Source organism: Streptomyces sp. NPDC054834, assembly GCF_053611185.1.
The window spans coordinates 290,097-313,464 of the sequence record NZ_JBSGZV010000004.1 but is presented as its reverse complement, the minus strand read 5'-3'; the positions used below and the strand labels follow the sequence as shown (position 1 = coordinate 313,464).

General features: G+C 71.3%; 19 protein-coding genes. 9 read left to right on the top strand and 10 right to left on the bottom strand.

Going from position 1 to position 23,368, the window contains the following annotated elements; translation table 11 throughout:
* Window positions 1–112: 112 nt before the first annotated feature.
* Complete coding sequence (locus tag ACWGJM_RS08670; RefSeq protein ID WP_453410915.1) at window positions 113–793, top strand: class I SAM-dependent methyltransferase; 681 nt, start codon at window positions 113–115, stop codon at window positions 791–793.
* On the opposite strand, the gene ACWGJM_RS08665 is transcribed toward ACWGJM_RS08670, so the two are convergent.
* From ACWGJM_RS08665 to ACWGJM_RS08650, 4 genes are read right to left on the bottom strand one after another with little or no spacing between them, the layout of a single operon-like run.
* A complete protein-coding gene (locus tag ACWGJM_RS08665) occupies window positions 790–1,941 on the bottom strand; it encodes a hypothetical protein (protein ID WP_453410914.1) in 1,152 nt (383 codons plus the stop codon). The genes ACWGJM_RS08670 and ACWGJM_RS08665 overlap by 4 nt on opposite strands.
* A gap of 59 nt (window positions 1,942–2,000) precedes the next feature.
* Window positions 2,001–2,939, bottom strand: a complete 939-nt coding sequence (locus ACWGJM_RS08660) for an N-acetylneuraminate synthase family protein (RefSeq protein WP_453410913.1) — start codon at window positions 2,937–2,939, stop codon at window positions 2,001–2,003.
* A gap of 13 nt (window positions 2,940–2,952) precedes the next feature.
* Entirely contained in the window at window positions 2,953–4,356 is a 1,404-nt protein-coding gene (locus ACWGJM_RS08655; protein ID WP_453410912.1) for a cytidylyltransferase domain-containing protein, read from the bottom strand.
* A 20-nt stretch (window positions 4,357–4,376) separates the two neighbouring features.
* Complete coding sequence (locus ACWGJM_RS08650; RefSeq protein WP_453410911.1) at window positions 4,377–5,735, bottom strand: DUF6716 putative glycosyltransferase; 1,359 nt, start codon at window positions 5,733–5,735, stop codon at window positions 4,377–4,379.
* Between the two features lie 198 nt (window positions 5,736–5,933).
* On the opposite strand from ACWGJM_RS08650, the gene ACWGJM_RS08645 reads away from it, so the two are divergent.
* The 5 genes from ACWGJM_RS08645 to ACWGJM_RS08625 all read left to right on the top strand — a co-directional run bounded on the left by ACWGJM_RS08645 (window position 5,934) and on the right by ACWGJM_RS08625 (window position 11,127).
* Window positions 5,934–6,920, top strand: a complete 987-nt coding sequence (locus tag ACWGJM_RS08645) for a glycosyltransferase family 2 protein (protein ID WP_453410910.1) — start codon at window positions 5,934–5,936, stop codon at window positions 6,918–6,920.
* On the top strand, window positions 6,920–8,251 hold the full coding sequence (locus ACWGJM_RS08640; protein ID WP_453410909.1) for an alpha-2,8-polysialyltransferase family protein: 1,332 nt from the start codon (window positions 6,920–6,922) through the stop codon (window positions 8,249–8,251). Before ACWGJM_RS08645 ends, ACWGJM_RS08640 begins: the two co-directional genes overlap by 1 nt.
* Window positions 8,252–8,433: 182 nt before the next feature.
* Complete coding sequence (locus tag ACWGJM_RS08635; RefSeq protein ID WP_453410908.1) at window positions 8,434–9,459, top strand: glycosyltransferase family 2 protein; 1,026 nt, start codon at window positions 8,434–8,436, stop codon at window positions 9,457–9,459.
* The gene (locus ACWGJM_RS08630) at window positions 9,452–9,868 is read left to right on the top strand and encodes a GtrA family protein (protein WP_453410907.1); all 417 of its coding nucleotides are present in this window, start codon (window positions 9,452–9,454) and stop codon (window positions 9,866–9,868) included. Before ACWGJM_RS08635 ends, ACWGJM_RS08630 begins: the two co-directional genes overlap by 8 nt.
* Window positions 9,865–11,127, top strand: coding sequence for an NAD(P)/FAD-dependent oxidoreductase (locus ACWGJM_RS08625; RefSeq protein WP_453410906.1), 1,263 nt, complete (start codon window positions 9,865–9,867; stop codon window positions 11,125–11,127). The genes ACWGJM_RS08630 and ACWGJM_RS08625 overlap by 4 nt, the downstream gene beginning before the upstream one ends.
* Window positions 11,128–11,181: 54 nt before the next feature.
* On the opposite strand, the gene ACWGJM_RS08620 is transcribed toward ACWGJM_RS08625, so the two are convergent.
* From ACWGJM_RS08620 to ACWGJM_RS08610, 3 genes are read right to left on the bottom strand one after another with little or no spacing between them, the layout of a single operon-like run.
* The gene (locus tag ACWGJM_RS08620; RefSeq protein ID WP_453410905.1) at window positions 11,182–12,903 is read right to left on the bottom strand and encodes a hypothetical protein; all 1,722 of its coding nucleotides are present in this window, start codon (window positions 12,901–12,903) and stop codon (window positions 11,182–11,184) included.
* A 2-nt stretch (window positions 12,904–12,905) separates the two neighbouring features.
* Window positions 12,906–15,236 (bottom strand): glycosyltransferase, encoded by a 2,331-nt coding sequence (locus ACWGJM_RS08615; RefSeq protein WP_453410904.1) that lies wholly within the window; start codon window positions 15,234–15,236, stop codon window positions 12,906–12,908.
* Window positions 15,233–16,696: a glycosyltransferase family 29 protein gene (locus tag ACWGJM_RS08610; RefSeq protein ID WP_453410903.1), complete on the bottom strand. Its 1,464-nt coding sequence runs from the start codon at window positions 16,694–16,696 to the stop codon at window positions 15,233–15,235. Before ACWGJM_RS08610 ends, ACWGJM_RS08615 begins: the two co-directional genes overlap by 4 nt.
* Window positions 16,697–16,917: 221 nt before the next feature.
* Here ACWGJM_RS08610 and ACWGJM_RS08605 point away from each other — a divergent pair, with 221 nt between their 5' ends.
* Window positions 16,918–18,063, top strand: a complete 1,146-nt coding sequence (locus ACWGJM_RS08605; protein WP_453410957.1) for an acyltransferase family protein — start codon at window positions 16,918–16,920, stop codon at window positions 18,061–18,063.
* Here the strand turns inward: ACWGJM_RS08605 and ACWGJM_RS08600 are convergent.
* Window positions 18,048–18,698 carry a TetR/AcrR family transcriptional regulator C-terminal domain-containing protein gene (locus ACWGJM_RS08600; protein WP_453410902.1) on the bottom strand — a complete coding sequence of 217 codons (651 nt, stop codon included), beginning with the start codon at window positions 18,696–18,698 and terminating at the stop codon, window positions 18,048–18,050. The two genes, ACWGJM_RS08605 and ACWGJM_RS08600, sit on opposite strands and share 16 nt — an antisense overlap.
* Before the next feature lie 71 nt (window positions 18,699–18,769).
* Here ACWGJM_RS08600 and ACWGJM_RS08595 point away from each other — a divergent pair, with 71 nt between their 5' ends.
* A complete protein-coding gene (locus ACWGJM_RS08595) occupies window positions 18,770–20,143 on the top strand; it encodes an FAD-dependent monooxygenase (protein WP_453410901.1) in 1,374 nt (457 codons plus the stop codon).
* An 18-nt stretch (window positions 20,144–20,161) separates the two neighbouring features.
* Here ACWGJM_RS08595 and ACWGJM_RS08590 read toward each other — a convergent pair whose 3' ends face one another.
* Both ACWGJM_RS08590 and ACWGJM_RS08585 read right to left on the bottom strand, forming a co-directional pair.
* Window positions 20,162–20,737 carry a Uma2 family endonuclease gene (locus tag ACWGJM_RS08590; protein WP_453410900.1) on the bottom strand — a complete coding sequence of 192 codons (576 nt, stop codon included), beginning with the start codon at window positions 20,735–20,737 and terminating at the stop codon, window positions 20,162–20,164.
* A gap of 93 nt (window positions 20,738–20,830) precedes the next feature.
* Window positions 20,831–22,411 carry an acyl-CoA mutase large subunit family protein gene (locus tag ACWGJM_RS08585; RefSeq protein ID WP_453410956.1) on the bottom strand — a complete coding sequence of 527 codons (1,581 nt, stop codon included), beginning with the start codon at window positions 22,409–22,411 and terminating at the stop codon, window positions 20,831–20,833.
* 82 nt (window positions 22,412–22,493) lie between these two features.
* On the opposite strand from ACWGJM_RS08585, the gene ACWGJM_RS08580 reads away from it, so the two are divergent.
* Window positions 22,494–23,315 carry a L,D-transpeptidase family protein gene (locus ACWGJM_RS08580; protein WP_453410899.1) on the top strand — a complete coding sequence of 274 codons (822 nt, stop codon included), beginning with the start codon at window positions 22,494–22,496 and terminating at the stop codon, window positions 23,313–23,315.
* Window positions 23,316–23,368 lie beyond the last annotated feature (53 nt).

The window sequence follows — 23,368 nt, the reverse complement described above, 5'->3', positions numbered from 1 at the left end:
GGATACCACGCAGCGCCTAAGCCACGCTGGAGCGGTCCGCGTACCGGAACTTCCGGGAGGAAAACCCGCAGGTGGGGGCGGGGCCAGGTGAGCGGCGGTAATCTGCGCCCCCGTGAGCCGACCGAACGCGGACTTCCTGCACGCCACCCGCTCCTCCTACGACGCGATCGCCAAGGAGTACGTGGACCGCTTCCCCGACAGCCTTGACTTCCACCCCGTGGACCGGGCCCAGATGACGGCCTTCGCCGAGCTGGTGAGAGCGGGCGGTCCGTCCCCGGTCGCCGACCTCGGCAGCGGTCCCGGTCATGTCACCGCCCGTCTGCACGGCCTCGGTGTGCCGGTCTTCGGGGTCGACGTCTCACCCAGGATGGTCGAACTGGCCCGCGAGGCGCACCCGCACCTGCGGTTCCACGTGGGCTCCATGACGTCGCTGGACCTGCCGGACGGGACGCTGGGCGGGATCATGGCGCTCTACTCGGTCATCCACGTCCCGGACGAGCACCTGCCGACGGCGTTCGCGGAGTTCCGCCGCACCCTGGTCCCCGGCGGGCATGTGCTCCTGGGCTTCCAGACCGACGGCGACGGCGACGGCCACCTGCACCTCACGGAACGCTTCGGCCACCAGATCGACCTGGACTACTACCTGCGTACCCCGGACGCCGTCTCCGCCGCGCTCGCCGCAGCGGGGCTGGAGCCCGTGGCCACGACCGTCCGCGCACCCGTCGCCGACGAGAAACGCTCCCGCGCCTTCCTGCTGGCCCGGAACCCGGACGAACCCGGCGACGCCTCCTAGACCGCGCTCACCGCCGCCAGCCGGTGCACGTCGCGGGCGGTGCCCGTGACGCCGGACAGGAAGCCCTGGGCGCGGGGGGAGGCGTGTTCCGTCAGCCAGGCGGGGTCGATGTCGCACACGGCGACCCGTACGCCCGTGCCCACGAGGGCCAGGGGCAGGGTGTGGACGACCGTGGAGGGGAAGCTCAGGACCGTCCGCCCGATCGGACCGCGCCGGGCGATCAGCTCCAGCGGCAGGTCGGGGCGGACGATCTCCAGTCCGGTCTCCGCGGCGAGCCGGTGGAGCTTCTCGGTGCTCTCCCGGCGGTGGGCGAAGTAGCGGGTGGCCCCGTGGGCCTTGGCCAGGGTGCGGACCGCCTCCAGGTACCGCTCCCCGTCGACGACGCCGGTCTCGACCAGCGAGGTGCCGACCATGTCGGCGCTCGTGGTGATGCGGGGCGGGCCGAAGCGGGCGCGGGTCCAGCCGAAGTCGTTGGCCGTGACCGTCACCCCGTCCGGTCTCTCCTCCACCGGCATGGAGGAGAAGACCTCCACCCGGCGGCCGGCGCTCGGCGTCAGACGGCGCCGGGCCGAGGAGGACACCGGCGCGAACAGCAGGTCGCGCGCGCCGGGGCGGCCGCCCTTGCGGTGCCAGCGCACCAGGCGCTCGCCGCGGGCGAGCTGGGCGACGAACTCCATCGTCGCCGTGCCGTCGTCGACCACCACCAGGTCCTTGGCCCGGGTGATCGTCAGCAGCAGCTGTACATACCGGGAGAAGGGGTCCCCCATGACGATCCGGTCCGCCCGCCGCAGCTGTCCGGCGAGCCCGCCGATCGTGTGGAAGGGCGCGGCCGGACCGCCCCGGGCCTCCTCCCAGCGGACCCGGTAGCCCTCGTCCCGGGCCAGGTCGGTCATGCGGCGCAGCTGGCCCCGGGTCATGGGGTCGGTCGGGGCCAGGACGACGACGGTGAGCTCCGCGCCGGCCGGCGGCGGACCGCCGTCCACCGAGCGCCGTGCCTGCGCGGGCAGGGGCAGCGCGCGGCCCGCGCCGGACGTGTCCGTCCCGCGCAGGCCGTGGACATGCGCCCACTCCAGCACGTTCAGCAACTGCACCGGACTCTCCACGAACGCGAGAGTGCGGGGACCGGTTCTCCCGGCGCGGGGGCTCATCGACGTACGACCGTCCCGTCGTAAGGGGCTCACAGTGGCCCGGTGAGGGTGGCGCGGTGTCAGACCGCGACCGGCTCGCCCGCCGCCGCCGCGATCTCCGCCTCGGCGACGACGCCGTTGACGCGGCGCAGCTTCTTCATCGGGCCGAGCTCGGAGTCGTAGACCTTCTTGACGCCGTCGCCGAGGGAGGCCTCGATGGTGCGGATGTCGCGGACCAGGCGCGTCAGGCCCTGCGGCTCGACGGAGGCGGCCTGGTCGGAGCCCCACATCGCGCGGTCGAGGGTGATGTGGCGCTCGACGAAGGCGGCGCCGAGGGCGACGGCGGCCAGCGTGGTCTGGAGACCCGTCTCGTGGCCGGAGTAGCCGATCGGGACGTTCGGGTACTCCGTCTCCAGCGTGTTGATCACGCGGAGGTTCAGCTCCTCGGCCTTGGCCGGGTAGGTGGAGGTGGCGTGGCAGAGCAGGATGTTCTCGCTGCCCAGGACCTCGACCGCGTGGCGGATCTGCTTCGGGGTCGACATGCCGGTGGAGAGGATGACCGTGCGGCCGGTGGCGCGCAGGGTGCGCAGCAGCTCGTCGTCGGTCAGGGAGGCCGAGGCGACCTTGTGGGCCGGGACGTCGAACTTCTCCAGGAAGGCGACGGCCTCGGTGTCCCACGGGGAGGCGAACCAGGCGATGTTCTTGCTCTTGCAGTACTCGTCGATCTGGCGGTACTCGTCCTCGCCGAACTCCACGCGGTGGCGGTAGTCGATGTAGGTCATCCGGCCCCAGGGGGTGTCGCGCTCGATGTCCCACTGGTCGCGCGGGGTGCAGATCTCCGGGGTGCGCTTCTGGAACTTGACGGCGTCGCAGCCGGCTTCGGCGGCCACGTCGATCAGCTTGAACGCGTTCTCCAGCTCACCGTTGTGGTTGATGCCGATCTCGCCGCAGATGTAGACGGGGCGGCCGGGGCCGGCCTCGCGGGAACCGAGGGTGCGGATACGGGAGTTGGTGCTCATGGCGGAGATGTCCTTACTGGGTGAGGGAATCGAGAGAGGGGCCGAGGATCCAGCTGGCGATCTCTCGGATCGCGCCGTCGCCACCGGGGACGGTGGTGACCGCGCGTGCGGCGCCGCGTACGACGTCGTGGGCGCTCGCGACCGCCACGGGCCAGCCGACGAGGGCGAAGCACGGGAGGTCATTGACGTCGTTGCCGACGTAGAGCACGCGCTCGGGCGCTATGCCCTGCTCCTCGCACCAGTTCTTGAGGGCGAGGTCCTTGCGGTCGATGCCGTGCAGTACCGGGAGCTTGAGCTTCCGGGCGCGGGCGGCGACGACCGGGTTCTGTTCCGTGGACAGGATCAGCATCTTCAGTCCGCTCCTGCGCAGGGCGGCGATGCCGAGGCCGTCGCCGCGGTGCACGGAGACGAACTCCCGTCCGTCGGAGTCGATCAGCACCCGGTCGTCGGTCTGGGTGCCGTCGAAGTCCAGTACGACCGCGTCGATGTCGTCTGCGGTCGGCAGCGAACCGATGGGGGTCCCCCCGCTCGAGCGAAGCCGAGAGTGGGGGAGGTCCGCGTCGAAGAGGGGGGCCAGCGCGCGGGCGCGGGCGAGGTCGTGCGGGTCGTCGATCTCCAGCACGCGCGCCGGGTCGGTGCGCACGAGTTCCGTGCGGCCGAAGAAGCGGTGCTGGTACTTGCGGAAGCCGGCCGCGTCCATGGCGTAGGCGGCGCCGGTCTCCAGGAAGTCCTGGGGGCGGTCCTGGCGGCGCGGGCGGAAGGACTTGTCGTGGTTGACGCCGGAGCCTCCGGCGGCCGGTTGGGGACCGGCCTGGCTGTCGGCGGCCGCCGTGACCACCGGGCCGGCGCCGAGCGCGGCCGCCGGGCGCGTGCCGGCCGCGTCCTCCGTCACCGTCCGGTCGTCGGCCGCGGCACCGGCGGCACCGGCCTCGCCGTGTGCGGCGAGTGTGTCGGCCGCTTCCCGCCAGACGAATCCGTGGAACGGTGCGACCGTCAGCGCGGTGTCCGCACCGCCTTCCACCACCGCCGAGGCCACCCCGTCGATGTCCTCCCGGAGGATGAACGGGCTGGTGCACTGCACCAGCAGCACCACGTCGACGGCCGCGCCGTGCAGGGCCTCGTGGGCTTCCATGGCGTGCAGGACCGCGGCCTCCGAGGTCGCTGTGTCCCCGGCGATGTCGGCGGGCCGCAGCACGACCTCCGCGCCGGCCTCCCGGGCCGCCGCCGCGATGGCCTGGTCGTCGGTGGAGACCACGACGTCCGTGACCAGACGGGTGGCCCGGCACTCGCCGACCGCCCGCGCCACCAGCGGCACTCCGCCGACCGGCGCGAGGTTCTTCGCGGGCACTCCCTTGGAGCCGCCTCGCGCGGGGATCACGGCGAGGATGCGGCGCACCCCAACTGACGTGTCGGACATGGGCATTTCTCCTTGTGGACTCACAGCTCCCCCATCCGCCGGATGACGGGGGCCACCCGCTGCACTCCGTGGCGGTAGGCGCCGCGCGCCGCCCGGCGGACGATCTGCCGGACCGGTCCGGGCTCCTTGTCGGCGGCGGGTGCGCCGGGCAGCGGGCTGCCGTCCGGGCCGAGGTGGTGGCGGGCGAGGATGCCGGGCAGGTAGCCGGGCGCGGTCGCGGGTGTGTAGTACGGGGTCAGCGGCGGCAGGCCGCCGGGCTGGGCGAGCAGCTTGGCGATGCGCTCGCGCGCCGCGTCGAAGGCGGTGGCGTACGAACCTCCCCCAAGACCCCCAGCGGCGACGCCCTGCCGGGCCACCCAGCCCGGCTCGGGTGCCGGCCGGTGTCCGGCGTCGAGCTGGTCCCAGGAGGCGAGGCAGCCGGAGCCGACGAAGTGGTGGTTGCCGAGGGTCTCGCGGACGCCGAGGTCGGTGAGGACGACGGTCGGGATCCGGCGGTGCAGGGACTCCAGCGCGGCCGTGGAGCTGATCGTCACCAGCAGGTCGGTGCGGTCGAGGACCTCGCCCATGTTCCCGTAGACCAGGCGGAAGTTGGCCGGCGGGTCCAGTCGCTGAGCCAGCTTCTGGTAGGGCAGTTCCTCGATGTGGGTGGTGTGTTCGCCCGGCTTGGAGCGCAGTTTGAGCAGTACTTCGCGGTTCGGGTGCAGCCGCGCGTGCCGGACCAGGCGCTCCAGCAGGTAGGTACGGTCCTTGCGGCTGTCCGGTACGGAGGGCTGGGCCGCGAACACCACGGTGTAGGGGTCGTGTTCACCCTCGTACGGGGTGCCGCCGAGGAACGGCAGCGCCACCTCGGTGACCGCGGAGGCGTCGGCGCCCACGCCCTCGTACACGGCCCGGAAACGGTCCGCGTCCTGGCGGGAGTTGGCGAGGACGAGGTCCGCGCCGTGCCGCAGCAGCAGGCCGTCGGCGAGCTTCTCGTAGACGACTCCGACGTAGCCGGTGACGACGACGGGCCGCTCGCTGCGCCCCTCCCAGACCCGCTTGAGGCCGTGCAGCACCGCCTGCACCCCGCCGCCGACGAGGGCGAGCACGACGATGTCGTACGTCTCCTCGGCCATGGCGCGCAGGAACTCGACGGACGTGACCTCCCTGAGGGAGTCGGCGGTGACGCCCACCTCGGCCAGCTGGCGCGCGGTGGGTGTCGCCCGGCCGCGCAGCAGGAATCCGCGTAGCTCGAGGCCGACTTGCGCGCCCTCGTGCGCTGCGGCTTCCATGGACTGACCCGGCGCGACGCGGGCCGCGGTCAGCGCACCCCATTTCCATCGGGTGTCGGAGTCCGCGAGTACCGCGATTCGCGTGGGCTTCGGTGTACTTGGTGGCACAACGAAGACGCTAGGAAGCAATTCCTAGGTAAAGCCCAACCGCACCTCAACAAAAAGTTAACAACACATCGCCGCGAACCCAACTGGCCCGTTGAAGCCCAGGAAGTACACGGGGTGCACCGTTCCGACACACTGAGTTCACCCTCCGTACGAATACCGGAAAGTTTCGCAGCCGGGCGGCCTCCTAGGCTTTCTCGAGTGCCAAAGCTTTCTGTGATCGTGCCGTTCTACAACGTGCAGCAATACGCCCCGGACACCCTACGGAGCCTTCGACTGAACGCCCGTTCCGATTTCGAGTTCGTCCTGGTGGACGACCATTCGAAAGACGAAACACCGGCGATTCTCGAACGCGCGGCCGAGGAGCTCTCCGACGTCGCCCAGGTGCGTTACATCCGCCATGAGAAGAACGGAGGACTCGCCACCGCGCGCAACACCGGCCTGGACGCGGCGCAGGGCGAGTACCTGACGTTCCTGGACGGCGACGACTGGCTGGCCCCGGGCTACTACGCCCAGCTGGTGGCCGCCATCGAGGAGCTGGGCTGCGACTTCGTCCGCACCGACCATGTCCAGGCCACGGCCCGCGCGCGCACCGTGCAACGGGTGCCGCACGGCCGGCGCCGCCGGGTCATGAGCCCGCGCGACGCGATCCTGCCCGCCGACCGGACGACCTCGGTGGACTACGCCTACGCCTGGGCCGGCGTCTACCACCGCCGGCTGCTGGAGAAGCGCCTGCTGCACTTCACCGACGGGCTGCGCACGGCCGAGGACCGGCCGTGGATCTGGAAGCTGCACCGCGAGGCGCAGTCGTTCGCCGTGGTGAGCCTGCTGGGCGTGTTCTACCGGCGCGGGGTCGCCTCCTCCCTCACGCAGATCGGTGACGCCCGTCAGCTGGACTTCATCCGCGCCTTCGACCAGGTCCTCGAGGAGACGGCCGCGGACCCGGACGCCGACCGGCTGCTGCCGAAGGCGGTGCGCACCTACTGCGCGATCATCGCCCACCATCTCTCGGACGACTCCAAGTGGGAACCGGCCGTGGCCAAGCAGCTGCGGTCGATGAGCGCGGCGGCCATCCAGCGCATGCCGCAGGAAGCGCTCGGCGACGTGCTCGACACCATGGACTTCGACCGTTCCTCCAAGCTGCGGCGGCTGCGGCGCCGGATCACCACAGCGAAGGCGGCTGCCTGATGCCCCGTACCACGCGGATCTTCTGCGTATCCACGCTCTACGGCGCCGCCACCCTGGCCGCCGCGCTCGAATCCGACTGCTTCGAGGAGGAGGACCGCAGACTCCTGCTGGTCCTCAACAACTCCACGACCCCGGAGACCACCCCGGCCGTCGACGCCATGCCGGGCTTCGAGCCGCTGCGGGACCACTTCGACGACGTGCTGTCCTGGAACGAGGTCATCCGCCCCTTCCACCCCGGCGCCTGGGCCCCGCGCGCGGACGACGTCCCGCTGTTCGAGCGCCATCTGCGGCTGCTGTGGGACCTCGGTGACGACGATGTGGAGCTGGTCCTGGAGTCCATCCAGGTCGCCCCCGCCCTGACCGTGGCACAGCTGTTCCCCGAGGCCGTCATCGACGTCTACGCCGACGGCCTGATGAGCTACGGCCCCACCCGCAACAAGCTCGACCCGCTGATCGGCACCCGGGTGCGCCGCCTGCTCCACCTGGACCTGGTGCCGGGGCTGACGCCGCTGCTGCTCACCGAGTTCGACGTACCGGCCGAGGTCGTGCCGACGGAGGCGTTCCTCAAGGTGATGGGCGAACTCACCGCCACCGTCACGGACCTGCCCGCGCTGCCCGAGAACGCGGCGCTGCTGCTCGGCCAGTACCTGTCCGCGCTGAGCATCCTCTCCCCCGAGGAGGAGGAGGACCTGCATGTGCGGATGATGCGGGGGGCGGTCGAGCGCGGCCACCGCCGAATCGTCTTCAAGCCGCACCCGACCGCGCCGGCCCGCTACAGCCGCGCCCTGGAGACCGAGGCCGCGAAGCTCGGCGTGGACCTCACCGTCCTGGACGTGCCCGTGCTCGCCGAGGTGCTGTTCGAGAAGACCCCGCCCGCACTGGTCGTCGGCTGCTTCTCCACGGCGCTGTTCACCGCCTCCGCGTTCTACGGCCTGCCGGTCGCCCGGGTCGGCACCGCGACGCTCCTGGACCGCCTGACGCCGTACCAGAACAGCAACCGGGTGCCCGTCGTCCTGGCCGACGCGCTGGTGCCGGATCTGGCGGGCGGCCAGGGCGAGGACCCCATCGCCGCCGGCACCCTGGGCGAACTGATCACCGCGATCGGCTTCGCCATGCAGCCGCAGATCTACCCGGGGCTGCGCTCGGCGGCCGAACGCCACCTCTCCGCGCACCTCGGCCCGCGCACCCGGCGCTACTTCAAGCGCAAGCGCCTCACCGCCCTCGGCCTGCCCGGCGGCATCCCCGAGCGCCTGGCGTTCCTGCCCCGCAACGCCGCGGCCCGGCGGGTGGTACGCCGGGCGAGGGCACTGCGCAAGGCGGTACGGCGGTAGGGCGCTCCGGACGCCTCCACGCGGCTCTTTGGGGCGTCCTGGGCGAAAGGGATGAAGAGCAACGGGAAGGACGGCTTCTGGTCGGGAAGCGTTGGGTTGGGGTTCACGGAGCCTCCATAGCTTCCCCCAATGGTGCAGACAGCCTTCCCGTCCATACCGTTCGACCCGGCGGGCGGACCGCGATGACCCAGCAGGACGTACGTCCGCCCGCCCACGCCCCGGCTCCCGTGGTGCTCGCCCCCGTGGCGCCGGCCCCGGTCCGGCGGCCGCGCATCTCCTACGTGCTGCCCGTCTACAACGAGCAGGACGGCATCGCCGCGTTCCACGCCGAGCTGACCGGCGCGCTCGACGGCCGCCCGGAGATCGACTTCGAGCTGGTCTACGTCAACGACGGCTCCAGCGACGGCTCGCTCGCCCTCCTGAAGGACCTCGCGGCGAAGGACGGCCGCGTCCGGGTGGTCGACTTCGCCCGCAACTTCGGGCACCAGATCGCCATCACCGCGGGCCTGGACGTCGCGACGGGCGACGCGGTGATCGTCATGGACACCGATCTCCAGGACCCGCCACGGGTCAGCCTGGAGCTGGTCGACGCCTGGCGCGAGGGCGCCGAGATCGTGCACGCCCGCCGCCGCTCCCGGCAGGACACCGCCTTCAAACGGGCCACCGCGCACCTGTACTACCGCGTCCTGCGTGCCTCCACCGAGGTGGACATCCCGCTGGACACCGGGGACTTCCGGCTGCTGGACCGCAGGGTCGCCGACGAGCTGCGCAAGTACCGCGAACGCAGCCGCTTCGTGCGCGGCATCGTCGCCTCGATGGGCTACCGGCAGACCGAGGTGGCCTTCGACCGCGACGAACGCTTCGCGGGCGAGACCAAGTACCCGCTGCGCAAGATGGCCAGGCTCGCCATCGACGGCGTCACCAGCTTCTCCACCGCGCCGCTGAAGATGATCACGCGGTTGGGCTTCACTGTCCTGGCGCTCTCCCTGGCCGGCATCGTCTACGCAGTGGCGATGAAGTTCTTCCGGCCCGACATCACCGTCTCCGGCTGGACGATGCTGATGTGCGTCGTGCTGTTCCTGGGCGGCGTCCAGATGCTGTCCCTCGGCGTCATAGGCACCTACATAGGCCGCATCTACAGCGAGGCGCAGGGCCGTCCGCTGTATCTGGTGCGCGAGGTGATCGGCGGTTCCAGGGCCGATGACTGAGACCACGGCCAGGATCCAGGCGCCCCCGTCGTCCTCCGGGACCATGCGCCAACTGGTCCGCTACACCCTCATCGGCGGCAGCGGGGTCACCCTCGACCTCGTCGTCTTCCTGCTGCTGCACAACTGGGCGGGGATGGACGAGCAGTTCGCGAACGCGATCAGCACCACGCTCGCCATCACCAACAACTTCGCCCTCAACGCACGGTTCACCTTCGAACGCCGCGACCGGCTGGTCGTCCGCTTCCTGCGCTTCTACGCCGTCGGCCTGACCGGCATCGCCCTGACCGACCTGCTCTTCCTCGCCTTCACCGACGGACTCGGAATCAACGCCAACATCGTCAAGCTGGGCTCGATGCCCCTGGTCCTGGCGCTCCAGTTCGTGCTCAACAAAAAATGGAGCTTCGCATGAACCTCGGCATCATCGGCGCGGGTGCCACCGGGCTGACGGCCGCCTGGGACGCCGTACGGGCCGGGCACCAGGTGACCATCCTGGAGGCCGCCGCCGAACTCGGTGGTCTCGCCGCCTCGCTGGAGGTGGGCGGGGTTCCGCTGGAGCGCTACTACCACCACATCTTCCGCAGCGACAAGGCGATGATCGCCCTCATCGGGGAGCTGGGGCTCGGGGACGCGCTGCGTTTCCACAAGCCGACCACCGGCATCTACCGGAGCGGGAAGCTCATCGACTTCACCACCCCCTTCGACATGCTCCGCTTCCCGGAGTTCTCGCCGGTGGACGCGGTGCGCTTCGCCGGCTCGTCAGCGGTGCTGAAGGCCGTCCGCAGCGGCGAGCGGTACAACGACCTCACCGCCCTCGCCTGGCTGCGCAAGCACGCCGGGAAGAAGGCCACCGCCGCCATCTGGGAGCCGCTGCTGCGGGGCAAGTTCGGCGACCGCGCCGAGCAGGTGTCGATGGCGTGGCTGTGGGCCCGTATCCACTGCCGGACCTTCGAACTCGGCTACGTGGACGGCGGTTTCGAGCGCGTGTACGCCGCCCTGCGGGACAGGGTCGAGGAGCGCGGCGGGAAGGTCGAGTTGGGCAAGGCCGTCGAGACCATCCGGCAGGAGGGTGACACTCCCGTCGTCACCTGCGCGGACGGGTCGACGTACCGCTTCGACCGGCTGATCGTCACCACCCCGCAGCCCGCGTTCGCCAAGGCGGCGGGGCTGCCCGCCGACGACACGGTGTGGAAGAACCAGTACCTGGGCGCGACCTGCTTCGTGCTGGAGCTGGACCGCAGCGTGATCCCGTACTACTGGCTCAACATCAACGAGCCGGACTTCCCGTTCCTCGCGGTGGTCGAGCACACCCGGATGATCGACCCGTCCGTCTACGGCGGCCGGCACATCCTCTACGTCGGCAACTACGTGGAGCGCGACGACTGGCGCTTCACCACCGAACCGGCCGGGCTGCTCACGCGGTTCGTGCCGTACCTGCGGCGGATCAACCCGGACTTCGACGAGTCCTGGATCAAGGACTGGCACTTCTCCAGGGCCGGGTTCGCCCAGCCGGTGGTGACGCCCGAGTACCGCTCGCTGATCCCGGGCCACGACACGCCGATGAGCCGGGTCACGCTGGTGACGATGGCGCAGATCTACCCGCAGGACCGGGGACAGAGCTACTCGGTGGCGCTGGCCCGCGAGGTCACCGCCTCGCTCGGGCTGCGGTGACCGCGGCGAGGAGATCGGGGCCCCGGTGTGCCGGCCGGGGCCCCTGACACCGGGTCAGCCGTGCTGCCCGGCGCCGCTCTTGCGCACGCACAGGACCATCCTGGCCCCGGCGTCACCGCGCGGGCAGTCGTACACGGCGGTGACACGCCGCCAGAGTTCCTGATTCACCTTGCCCGGCCGGAACCAGCGCCGCTCCAGCACCGCGTACGGGGCGGGGTGGTGGTCGACGCAGTCGGCGTTCTCCTTGAACGACGGCAGGTCGGCGACGTCCGGGAGGTAGCGGGTGCGCTGGAGGAAGGTGGCGATCGGGTAGCGGCACCGGGCCGGGTGGTCGACGTAGTACGTCGTGTCGCCGAAGGCCAGGTACAGCACCGGGGCGCCGGCGGGCATCCGCGCCCGCAGCCGGTCGGCCTCCTGCTGGGTGCGCCGCATCTCGGTCAGGTAGTCGGCGCTGGTCATCGTGACCCTGCCGTGCAGCACCAGGTGCGGGGAGCCGGGCCAGATGCTCGCGGTCAGGCACACCACGCCGGTCAGCGCGACCAGCACGGCGGACCGCACTCCCCGCGCGGGCCGCCTTCTCTCCAGCAGGGCGTCCGCCAGCGCCGCGAGCAACGCCACCAGGCCCGCCGTCCAGACCACCCACGGCCGCTGCACGCCCTCCGGCGCTCCGGCGTACAGCACGGGCAGGACGCCGTACCCGAGGGACACGGCGCCGAAGCACCACGGCGGCGAGCGACGGGCGCCGCCCACGGCCAGGCCCCAGGCCGCGGCGGCCAGCACCGGCAGCTGGGCCGCGTGGTACAGGAACCAGTTGCCCTGCACCACCACGACCGCCTGGGCGGCCAGGCCGATCAGCAGCGCCACCCCGAGCAGTTCGGCCCGCCGCCGGCGCCCGCGCACCCGGGCCAGGAGCAGTAGCAGCGCCCCGGGCAGGAGCAGCAGCACCGGACTGGCGACGGCCCGGTCGGCCAGGAAGTCCACCGAGCGCTCGAGGATGAACCCCGGGTGGATGCCGGTACGGCTGAGCGCCGACTGGTTGATCAGCGGCATGTCCTCCATCCACTGCCCCTCGTGGGAGCCGGTGAGGAGACTGAGCGCCAGCAGAGCCACCGCGGCCGGTACGCCGAGCACGGCGAGCCGGACGGCCCTGCCCCGGTCGACGGCGTAGACCAGCAGCACGCCGATGGCGGCGGTGGCGGCGGTGGAGTACTTCATCGTCACCGCGAGCCCGAGCGGCACCGCGGCGAGGAGCGCCGCCCGCCAAGGCCGCTCGGGACCGACGGCGGCGGCGACGGCGACCACCGCCAGCACGACCGCCGCCCACTCCGGCTGGAGGAAGTCGTTGCGGGGCGCGAGGGCCAGGGCGAGCCCGGTCGCGCCCGCCGTGAGTGCGGCCTCGCGCCCGGTGACCCGGCGCAGCAGGGCCACGTACAGGGCGTACGCGGCAGCGGCGGCGAGCAGGACGCCCGCCGCCCCCATCAGGGCCTCGCGCACCGCGGTACCGCCGAAGGCGATCCGGTCGAGGCCGGCCACGAACCAGCGGTAGAAGAACGGCCGGTGGGTGAAGACCTCAGACGGCGAGTAGCCGGCCGCGCGGCCGGTACGGAGGGCGGCGAGGACGTAGTGGAGGTCACCGGTCAGCCGCCGGGTGACCACGGTGTACACCACGGCGGCCGCGGACGGCAGGGCGACCGCCGCCCACCACAGGGGTGAGCGGCGGTCGCCCGGGCGCGGCCGGACGGCGACCGGCGGATCGCCGGCCAGGGCTGTCGCCATGTTCAGCCGCCCAGGATGATCCGCAGGTCGGCCGCGTTCGCCTCGGTGGTCTTCCACAGCTCCTGCTGCCGGCCGTGCACGTCGGCGACCGTCTTCGCGTGGTCGGCGAGCAGGTCCTTCGAGCGCTCGACCAGCCGGGCGGCGAGGTGGCGGTCGTGCACGGACACGCCCCACTCGGGCCGTTCGATGTCGCGCAGGAAGTACGCCATCTTCGGGTGCGAGATCAGGCTGATGATGGGCGTGCCGCAGCCGAACGGGATCATTCCGGCGTGGCCGCGCATGCCGATCACCAGCTTGGTGCGCGCGTACAGGTCGCGGATCTGGTCGTTGTCGAAGTCGTACATCGGGATGACGGGCATCGAGATGCCGTGCTCGCGCCGCAGGTCGAAGGCGATCTTCTCGTCGTCGAGGGAGTGCGCCGCGCACCGCACCTCGGCCAGCTCGCCCAGGTCCCGGACGGCCTGCGCCATCTGGGCCAGGAAGTAGCCGTAGTCGTGGCCGAAGCGCAGGCCCGCCCGGTCGTAGGCCGCGTTGATCAGGATGGTGTCGTCGCGGCGGGCCGGGTCCTGCCAGCCCGCCACCAGCTGCCGGGTGACCGTCGTGGGGCAGGGCTGGAAGCGCACCTTGTCGTGCAGGTGGGCCGGGAGCATCGCCCGGACCTTCTCGATCGAGCCGTGGTTGCGCAGCCCGAAGAAGGAGGACTTCTCCACGAGCAGGCGCAGCGACTCCCGGAACCGGTTGGCGCGGTAGGACTGGCCGTCGAAGGCGTTGAAGCCCACGGCGAAGACCGCGATCGGCACGTCGATGCGGTTCAGCAGCTCGTCCGGGACGTTCCACTGCCAGGCGCTGTTGCCGTTGGGCATGGTGTCCGGGATGAACAGGCCGCCGCCGCCGATGACCAGGCCGCGGCGGGCGTTGACCCGCGTGAGGGCGGCCTCGTCGAAGAGGCGGTGGGCGTGCACCGGGTGCCAGCGGCGGGAGCCGGTTTCGGGTCCGAAGGCGAGCCGGACGCTCTCCGGGAGCAGCTTGTCGCCCGCGTTGCCCTGCCGGTCCATGTAGAAGGCGACGTGCGCGAGCTGGTCCTCGGCGCTGCCCTGCTCCTGGGACGGCACGGCGGAGGCGCGCTGCGCCCACAGGCGGCTGGAGCGGTGGGTGGGGTCGACGGAGATGCCGGCCGTGGCGTGCTTGAGGGCCTGTGTGTTGTCGCCGTGCACCCAGGCGATCTGGGCGAGCCGGGCGTACGAGGTGGCGGCCCGGTTGGGGGCGGCGGTGGCCAGCAGCAGCTGGGCCTTGGCCTCCTCGTACCGGGAGACGCTCATCAGGGCATGGCCGAGGACCTCGTGCGGCCAGGCCTCGTCGAGCGGGATGCGGACACCGCTGAGGATGTCCACGGCGTCCTGGTAGTCGCCGGCGCCGATGTGTGCGGCGGCGACCTTGCGGGCGGTCTCGACGTCGCCGGTGCGGGCGATGTGCGGGGTGCCGTAGTGGACGAGCAGGTCGTGGTGGAGGCCGCCGGAGGAGGCGAGGTAGGCGGCGTGGAAGTCGGCGTCGGACAGCTCGAACTCGCGCCAGCGGTCCTCGGCCTGGCTGTAGCCGGCCTCGCCGCCCTGCCAGGGCTTGTGGCGGCCCGTGAAGTGCAGGATCGCGGTGTCCTCGGGGACGGGCAGGTCGCCGGACAGCCGCCGCTTGACGAAGTTGTAGCGGGCGTCGAGGCGGATGAAGTCGCCGTCCAGGACGGCGTTCAGGATGCCCTGGTCGTGCTTGTCGAGCTCGTAGTCGCCGCTGCGGCCGGTGGCGTCCAGCTTGGCGCAGAACGCGTCGCTGAGGTACTCGCGCTGGATGACCAGCAGGCCGGAGTTGAGCTTGTGCTGCCCGTAGAAGAACTGCGGGACGGCGGCCAGCCCCTCCCGGAGCTGGAGCAGTTCGCCCAGGTCGCCGAGGACGACCATGTCGGTGTCGAGGGTGATGACGGTGTCGTACTCGCGGATCCGGAACACGTCCAGGATGAAGTACGCCTTGCGGACCAGGTAGTTGTCCTGGTCGCCCTTCTTGTACGAGTCGTAGTGGTCGGCGTCGACACGGCGCAGCACGATGCGCGGGTGCAGGGCGCGGATCTTCGCGATCGAGCCGGGGCGCAGGTCGTCGTAGAGGACGACGAAGTCCTCGCACACGCCCGGGTTGGACAGGGCGAGGCTGCGCAGCAGGACGAGGAAGCCGGGCAGGTAGTTCTCGTCGACGTAGGAGGCGAAGGCGATGCGCCGCTTGCCGGTGAGCGCGTGCGTGTCGGTCAGGGGGGCCTGGGTGGCGGCCGTGTTCGGGGAGGTGATGGTCATCGCAGGGCAATCCTCATGTCGGTCACGCTCTGGGCCCGCTCCATGACCCATGCCTTCTCGCTGGTGTATTCGTGCACGGAGGTGATGGCCAGCTTCATCGCTTCCTGGACGCGGTAGGCGCCGCTCTCGTAGAAGTCGAAGCCGATCAGGTCGAGCTTCGGACTGACGTCGAGGAAGTCCAGCAGCCAGAGCATGTTGAAGCCGGTGGTCGGGATGCCCGACCAGACGTCGGAGCCGAGCTTGCCGATGTTGCGCACGGGCCAGCGCAGCGACTCGTCGCCGAGGTGGGTCTGGGCGCCGGGCACCAGGCGGTTGCGCAGCGAGTACTTCCAGTCGCCGGAGACGCCGCCGAAGACGAGCCGGGTGGTGACCTGCTTGTCCCAGTTGAAGCCGTGCTTGTGGATGGTGGCGTGGATGTCGGTGCGGCTGCCGGTGTGCCCCGGGTCGATCCGGTACGAGTTGAAGCGGACCACCAGGTCGTAGGCGTCGATCTCGGCGCCCATCGAACTGGCGCCGACGCGACCGGAGTTGGCGATCAGGCAGATGGACTTGCCGGCGATCTGGTTGCGGAACTCGCCGAGGCTCATCCAGTGCACCCCGCCGATGGTCGGGTCGGCGACCGGGCCGCGCATCCGGGCGCGGCGCTGCTCGGCGTAGAGGGCGAGGGCCTCGGTGAGCGCGGCGAGGTCGACGCCGGGGACGGTGGTGCGCAGGTCCAGGTACTGGCTGAGCAGCTCCTGCCGGTCGGCCACCGGGGCGTCGTCGGCGGCGAGCCCGAGGAGCGCTCCCACGAGGCGCGGCTCGGCCTCGGTCCAGTCGCCGACGGCGTGCGCGGCCAGGCCCTCGGCCCACACGTCGGTGGCGGGGCGGCGGGTGAACTCCCCGGCGCGCGGGTTCTGGCGGCGCAGCAGGCCGAGCAGCTCGCGCTCCTTCTCGCCGGCGAGGCGCAGTCCGGCGATCCGGGTGCGGACGCCGAAGCCGTCGTCGTCGGTGAGGGCGAGGTATTTCTCGTACGCCTCCAGCGCCTCGTCCTCGTCGCCGAGGGTCTCCAGCAGGCGGGCGCGCAGCCGCCAGCCGGCGCGGGAGTTCTTGCGCTGGGCGAGCACGGTGTCGCTGATGACGAGTGCGAGGCTGAGTTCGTCGTCGTAGCCGCACTCGAGGGCCTTGTTGGCGACCGCGAGCAGGGCGTCGAGCAGTTCTCCGGCGATCCCCCCGGCCGGAGCGGCCGTGCCCTTGACGGCACGCTTGAGCAGCGCGGTGGCGCCGGCCGGCGCGGGCGCGGCGGCGGCCGTGCCGGTGGTGCCCCACACCACGAGCAACTTGCGCAGCTGCTCGGCGAGTTCGATGCGGCGCCGGTCGATGCTGCCGACCAGCTTGCCGCTGTGCACCGCGCAGGCGCGCAGGCAGTCGTCCAGCTCCCCGCCACGCGCACGTGCACGCCTCTTCTGGACCGTCGTCATGACACTCCTGGTTCTTTGCCAAGCAAAGCTTTGATCAGGTGGGTTTACTGTTCCGTGGGGGGATTCTGGAAAAAATTAGAAAGCTAAAACGACATTCAGGTGAACGCCCCGGGACCGGGCGGCTAATCGTTGGGTCGTCAACCAAGGCATGTCTGTGAATCGGACTAATGTGCCTTGGTACACCCACAGGAACGGCCGTCGAGGGGAATTTCGTGACCAGCATGACCGCCCCACCGGCGATCGAGATTTCCCGTCGGCCGGAGCGGGCCGGGCCCCGGCCTGAGCCGCGACTGCGGGCACTGGACGGGCTGCGGCTGATCGCCGCGCTGATGGTGGCCGCGTACCACTACGGCGGCCGGGGCGGCGATGTCACCAAGGCCTGGGGGAGTTCCGCGCAGCACCAGTTCCCCACCCTGCACACGTATTTCGCGTACGGCTGCCTGGGGGTCCAGGTCTTTTTCGTGATCAGCGGGTTCGTGATCTGCATGAGCGGCTGGGGCCGGCCCCTGAAGTCGTTCTTCGCCTCCCGCGCGTCCCGGCTCCTGCCCGCCTACTGGGTGGCGATCGTGCTCGTGACGGCGGTGTTCGCGCTGCCCGCGGTCACCTTCAAGGCGGTGTCGCCCAGCGACGCCCTGGTGAACCTGACCATGCTCCAGCAGCCGCTGGGCGTGGAGCGGGTGCTCGGGGTGTGCTGGACGCTGTGGGCGGAGATCCGCTTCTACGCCCTCTTCGCGCTGCTGGTCGTGCTGCCCGGGGCGAGCCGGCGGCGCGTGATCTTCTTCTGCGCGGGCTGGATCCTCGCGGCGGCGATCGCGCAGGGCGCGCACCAGCCGCTGCTCGACATCGTGCTGATGCCGGAGTACGCGCCGTTCTTCGTCGGCGGCGTCGGCCTCTATCTCGTCCACCGCGACCGGAGTGACGTCTACGCCTGGGGCATCGTGGCCGTCAGCTGGCTGATCGGGCAGCACTACGCGGTGCGCGGCCTGTGGAACGCCTCGGACCCGCACGCCTTCGCCCACCGCACCTCGTTCGGCATCATCCTGGTGGTGACGCTCGGCTTCCTCGCGGTCGCGGCGATCGCCCTCGGCTGGCTGCACTGGGCGAACTGGCGCTGGCTGACGGTGGCCGGGGCGCTGACCTACCCCTTCTACCTGGTCCACGAGCACCTGGGCTGGGTGGTCATCAAGGTCCTGCACCGCAGCCTGCACATCCCGTCCTACGGGGCCTTCCTGCTGACGATCGCCTTCATGCTGCTCCTCGCCTGGCTGATGAACCGCTATGTGGAGAAGCCGCTGACCCCGAGGATGCGGGCGGCGCTGGCGAAGGTGACGCTGAACTCCTCGCCGGCGTCTCAGTCGACGCCGTAGCGCGCCCGGATCCCGTCGATCACCAGCGCCAGGCCTTCCTCGAACTGGTCGTCGTAGTCGTCGAAGAGCAGCTTCCCGGCCTCGGCCGCCAGTGGGTAGTCGGCCATCCGCCGGGCGCGTTCCTCGATGTCGTAGCCCTCCCGGCGCTCGTCCGGGAGGGGCCGCACGCCCTGCTCCTCGGTGACGAAGCCGATGGTGTACATGTTCGCGGTCCGCGCCGCCTGGACCGTCTGCGGCAGGGTGAAGCCGGCGGCCGTGAAGAGGCGCAGGGTCGCCTCCATCTCGCGCCCGTGGTCGACGCCGGTGAAGCGTGAGCCGCTGAAGACCTTCGCACCGTCGCGGTAGCCGAGCAGTGCGGCGCGCAGCCCGCGGTTCGCCTTCAGCAGCCGCTCCTGCCAGGTGTCGGCGGGGTCGAGCGCGGTGCCGGCGACCATCCGGCGGTACATCTCCGTCGCCATCTCGTCGAGCAGCGCCTGCTTGTCCTTGAAGTGCCAGTACAGGGCGGGCGCCTTGACGCCCAGTTCATTGGCGATGGCGCGCAGGGTCAGGCCCTCCAGGCCCACCTCGTTCAGCAGCTTCAGGGCGGTGTCCGCGACCCGGGTGCGGTCGAGGGGCGCTCGGCGTTCCGTACTCACGCTTGACAGCTTAACAGCGTTAAGGGCACTCTCGTCGTCGACGGCACTTAACAACGTTAAGGAGACTCGTGATGGATGTCCTGATCGTGGGGGCGGGCCCCACCGGACTGGCCCTGGGGATCGACCTCGCCCGGCGCGGGGTGGACGCACTGGTCGTGGAGCGCGCGGACCGGCTGTTCCCCGGATCGCGCGGCAAGGGAATCCAGCCGCGCACGCAGGAGGTCTTCGACGACCTCGGCGTCCTCGACGCGATCCGCGCGGCGGGCGGGCCCTACCCGGTGCGGATGATCTGGAAGGACGGCGAACGGGTCGGCGAGCAGCCGATGTTCGAGGCCGTGGCGGCGGAGGAGGGCGCGCCGTACACCGAGCCGTTGATGGTGCCGCAGTGGCGGACGCAGGAGGTCCTGTACGCGCGGCTGGTGGAGCTGGGCGGACAGGTGGCCTTCGGACGCGAGGTGACGGGTCTGGAGCAGGACGCCGAGGGCGTGAGCGTCCGGTTCGCCGACGGCAGGACCGCCCGCGCGCGGTACGTCGTCGCGGCCGACGGCGGGCGGTCGGCCGTGCGGCGGGCGGTGGGTGTGGGGATGACCGGCGAGACGGTCGACCCGAGCCCGTTCCTGGTGGCGGACGTGCGGGTGAAGGGTCTCGACCGGGAGTACTGGCACACGTTCCCCGGGGCCGACGGCACCGGCCTCGCGCTGTGCCCGCTCGCCGGCACGGACGACTTCCAGCTGTCCGCGAGGTTGCCGGGGGGCGCCGAGCCGGAGCTGACCCTGGACGGCATCCGCGAGCTGGTCGCCGCGTACACGCACCTGGACGCCGAGGACGTCACCGAGCTGCGCTGGGCCTCGGCCTTCCGGCCCCGGGCGGCGCTCGCGGACCGCTTCCGGGTGGGCCGCGTGTTCCTCGCGGGCGACGCCGCGCACGTGCACTCACCGGCCGGCGGGCAGGGGCTGAACACCAGCGTCCAGGACGCGTACAACCTGGGCTGGAAGCTGGGTGCGGTGCTGCGGGACGGGGCGCCCGAGGCGCTGCTGGACACCTACGAGGAGGAGCGGCGCCCCAACGCCGAGGCCATGCTGGGCCTGTCGACGGGCGTGCACCGCGGCGAGGTGCGGCGGGGGAAGGCGACGGTCCAGCTCGGCCTGGGGTATCCGGAGTCCTCCCTGAGCGAGGACAGGCGTGCCGCCCCGTCCGGCGTAGGGGCGGGTGACCGGGCGCCCGACGGCACGGTGGACGGGGTGCGGCTGTTCGACGCGTTCCGGGGGCCGCACTGGACGCTGCTCGGGGCGGCGGCGCCCGTCGCGGGGGTACGGGAGCTTCCGGCCGCCCCCGAGTCGTACGGCCCGGGAGTGTTCCTGGTCCGCCCGGACGGTTACGTCGGCTGGGCGGGGGACTCGGAGGCGGGGCTCGGGGAGTACCTCACGCGTGTGCGCCGCAGGTGAGGCTCAGCTCACGGGCGATCACCCGTCGAGGAGGGTGTCCACCGGGAGTTCCAGGTGGACACCGACGGACTTCGGGACGGGCACGCTCTGGCCGCGCTTGAACCGCTGGGGCTCGGGGTACTTGCCGTCGACCGGTTCGGTGTGGAGCAGCACCTCACCGTGCTTGCGGTCCGCGACGAGGTAGGTCCGGATGCCGGCTTGGGCGTAACACTCGACCTTGGGGCCGAGATCGTCGGACCAGTTCGACGACGTCACTTCCACGACCATGCGGAAGACGTCGGGGGCGTAGTAGTTCTTGGTGACGTGGGCGTCTCGAAAGTCCTCGTCCACGATGGAGAGATCGGGGATCGCGAAGTCTTCGGGAAGTGTTGGCAGCCAGAGGCCGACGCCTTGGACCCGCTCCGCCCCGCTTCCCTCGATACCGGCGAGGTCCAGCGCCCGGCACGCCTTGGTCAACGACAGAGCGTGCGAGCCGTCCGGCGGCGGTGTCGCAGTGAGCCTCCCCTGGAGAATCTCCACGCGGTGGCCAGGCAGTGCACGGGCGAGCATGTCGGCAGCCTCGCCCAGGGTCAGCTCCTGCTGCAGTACGGCCATGGCGTCCCCCTCTTCGGGGCCCACTCTGCAACGAGAGTAACCGGGGGCGTGCGGGCTTCGTCCCCGATCACTCATTCGGAGGAACCCCCCAGCTCAGAACGCATCGCTAGGCACGTAACTCCCCCAAACCTCCCGCAGCGCATTGCACACCTCCCCCACCGTCGCCCGCCCCCGCAACGCCTCCTTCATCGGGTACAGCACGTTGTCCTCCCCCTCCGCCGCCTTCTTCAGCGCGGCCAGGGCCGAGTCCACCGCCTCCTGGTCCCGCTCCGCCCGCAGCCGGGCGAGCCGCTCCGCCTGCTGGGCCTCGATCGCCGGGTCCACGCGGAGCGGCTCGTACGGTTCCTCCTCGTCGAACCGGAAGCGGTTCACGCCCACGACGACCCGCTCACCCGCGTCCGTCTCCTGGGCGATGCGGTACGCGTTGCGCTCGATCTCCTCCTTCTGGAAGCCCCGCTCGATCGCCGCGACCGCGCCGCCCAGGTCCTCGACCCTCCGCATCAGGTCCAGGGCCGCCGCCTCCACGTCGTCCGTCATCCGCTCGACGGCGTACGAGCCCGCGAACGGGTCGACGGTCGCGGTCACGTCGGTCTCGTGGGCCAGCACCTGCTGGGTGCGCAGGGCGAGCCGGGCGCTCTTGTCCGTGGGGAGCGCGAGCGCCTCGTCGAAGGAGTTGGTGTGCAGGGACTGCGTGCCGCCGAGCACCGCCGCCAGGGCCTGGACGGCGACCCGGACGAGGTTCACCTCGGGCTGCTGGGCCGTCAGCTGGACGCCCGCCGTCTGGGTGTGGAAGCGCAGCATCAGCGACTTGGGGTCCCGCGCGCCGAACTCCTCCCTCATCACCCGGGCCCAGATCCGGCGCGCGGCCCGGAACTTGGCGACCTCCTCCAGGATCGTCGTACGGGCGACGAAGAAGAAGGACAGGCGGGGCGCGAAGTCGTCGACGTCCATGCCGGCCGCGACCGCCGTACGGACGTACTCGATGCCGTCCGCGAGGGTGAAGGCGATCTCCTGCGCGGGCGAGGCGCCCGCCTCGGCCATGTGGTAGCCGGAGATCGAGATGGTGTTCCACCTGGGGATCTCGGCCTTGCAGTACTTGAAGATGTCGGCGATGAGCCGCAAGGAGGGCTTCGGCGGGAAGATGTACGTGCCGCGCGCGATGTACTCCTTCAGGACGTCGTTCTGGATCGTGCCGGTCAGCCGGTCCGCCGGCACGCCCTGTTCCTCCGCCACCAGTTGGTAGAGGAGCAGCAGCAGGGCCGCCGGCGCGTTGATCGTCATGGACGTCGAGACCTCGCCCAGCGGGATCCCGCCGAACAGCACCCGCATGTCGTCGATCGAGTCGATGGCCACGCCGACCTTGCCGACCTCGCCGTGGGCGAGGGGCGCGTCGGAGTCGTGGCCCATCTGGGTGGGCAGGTCGAAGGCGACGGACAGGCCCGTCGTGCCGTGCTCGATCAGCTGCCGGTAGCGGGCGTTGGACTCGGTGGCGGTGCCGAAACCGGCGTACTGGCGCATGGTCCAGGGCCGGCCGGTGTACATGCTGGGGTACACGCCCCTGGTGAAGGGGTATGCGCCCGGCTCGCCCAGCTTCCCGGCCGGATCCCAGCCGGACAGGTCCTGCGGCCCGTAGACCGGCTCGATCGGCAGTCCGGACTCCGACTCACGCGCCATGGTGTGTGCCTCCGAGTTGCGTTCGGTACTCCTCACCATGCCCCGTTGTTCGGCGGCGGTCACGCTGGGAAGCATCTGGGGCATGAGCCGCATCGGACGCTCGACCGCCGCACTCTGCTCCACCGTCGCGCTCGCCGCCCTCTGCGGCTGCACGGTGCGGGCCCCGGACGCCGACGGCAAGCAGCGCTCACCGGTGCACATCCGGCTGCCGAGCAGCCGGGCGTCCGCCCCGGCGGCCCCGGAGTCGAGCGCCGGCCCCGCCCCCGCGCCGGCCGACGTGCTGTGGGCGCGCGGCGACAGCGGCACGGACGTACGCGAGCTACAGGCCCGGCTGCGGCAGATCGACTGGCTCTTCGACGGGCCGACGGGGACCTACGACGATCTGACCGAGCAGGCCGTCAAGGGCTTCCAGCGCAAGCGCGGACTGCCGCAGACCGGCCGGACCGACACCGTCACCTGGCGACGGCTCATCGGCATGACGCACCAGCCGGGCACGTGGGAGCTGTACCTGATGGGCGGTCAGCCGGCCGCCGCGCCGGACCCGCGCTGCCTGACCGGCCGGGCGGTGTGCATCAGCAAGACCACCCGGACACTGCGCTGGATGATCGACGGGCGGACGGTGTCCACCATGGCCGTCCGCTTCGGCACGCAGTACACCCCGACCCGGGAGGGCGTGTTCCACGTCTACTGGAAGTCACGGCACCATGTGTCGACGCTCTACGACTCCCCCATGCCCTACGCGATGTTCTTCAGCGGGGGCCAGGCGGTGCACTACTCGTACGACTTCGCCGCGCGCGGTTACGCCGGCGGCTCCCACGGCTGCGTCAACGTGCGGGACGAGGCGGCGATCGCGGAACTGTTCGCGCAGGTGAGGAACGGCGACAAAGTCGTCGTCTACTGGTGAGCGCCGAGGAGTGAGGGATTGCGGGGCGCGGGCGGGACCGGGGGAACGTGTCC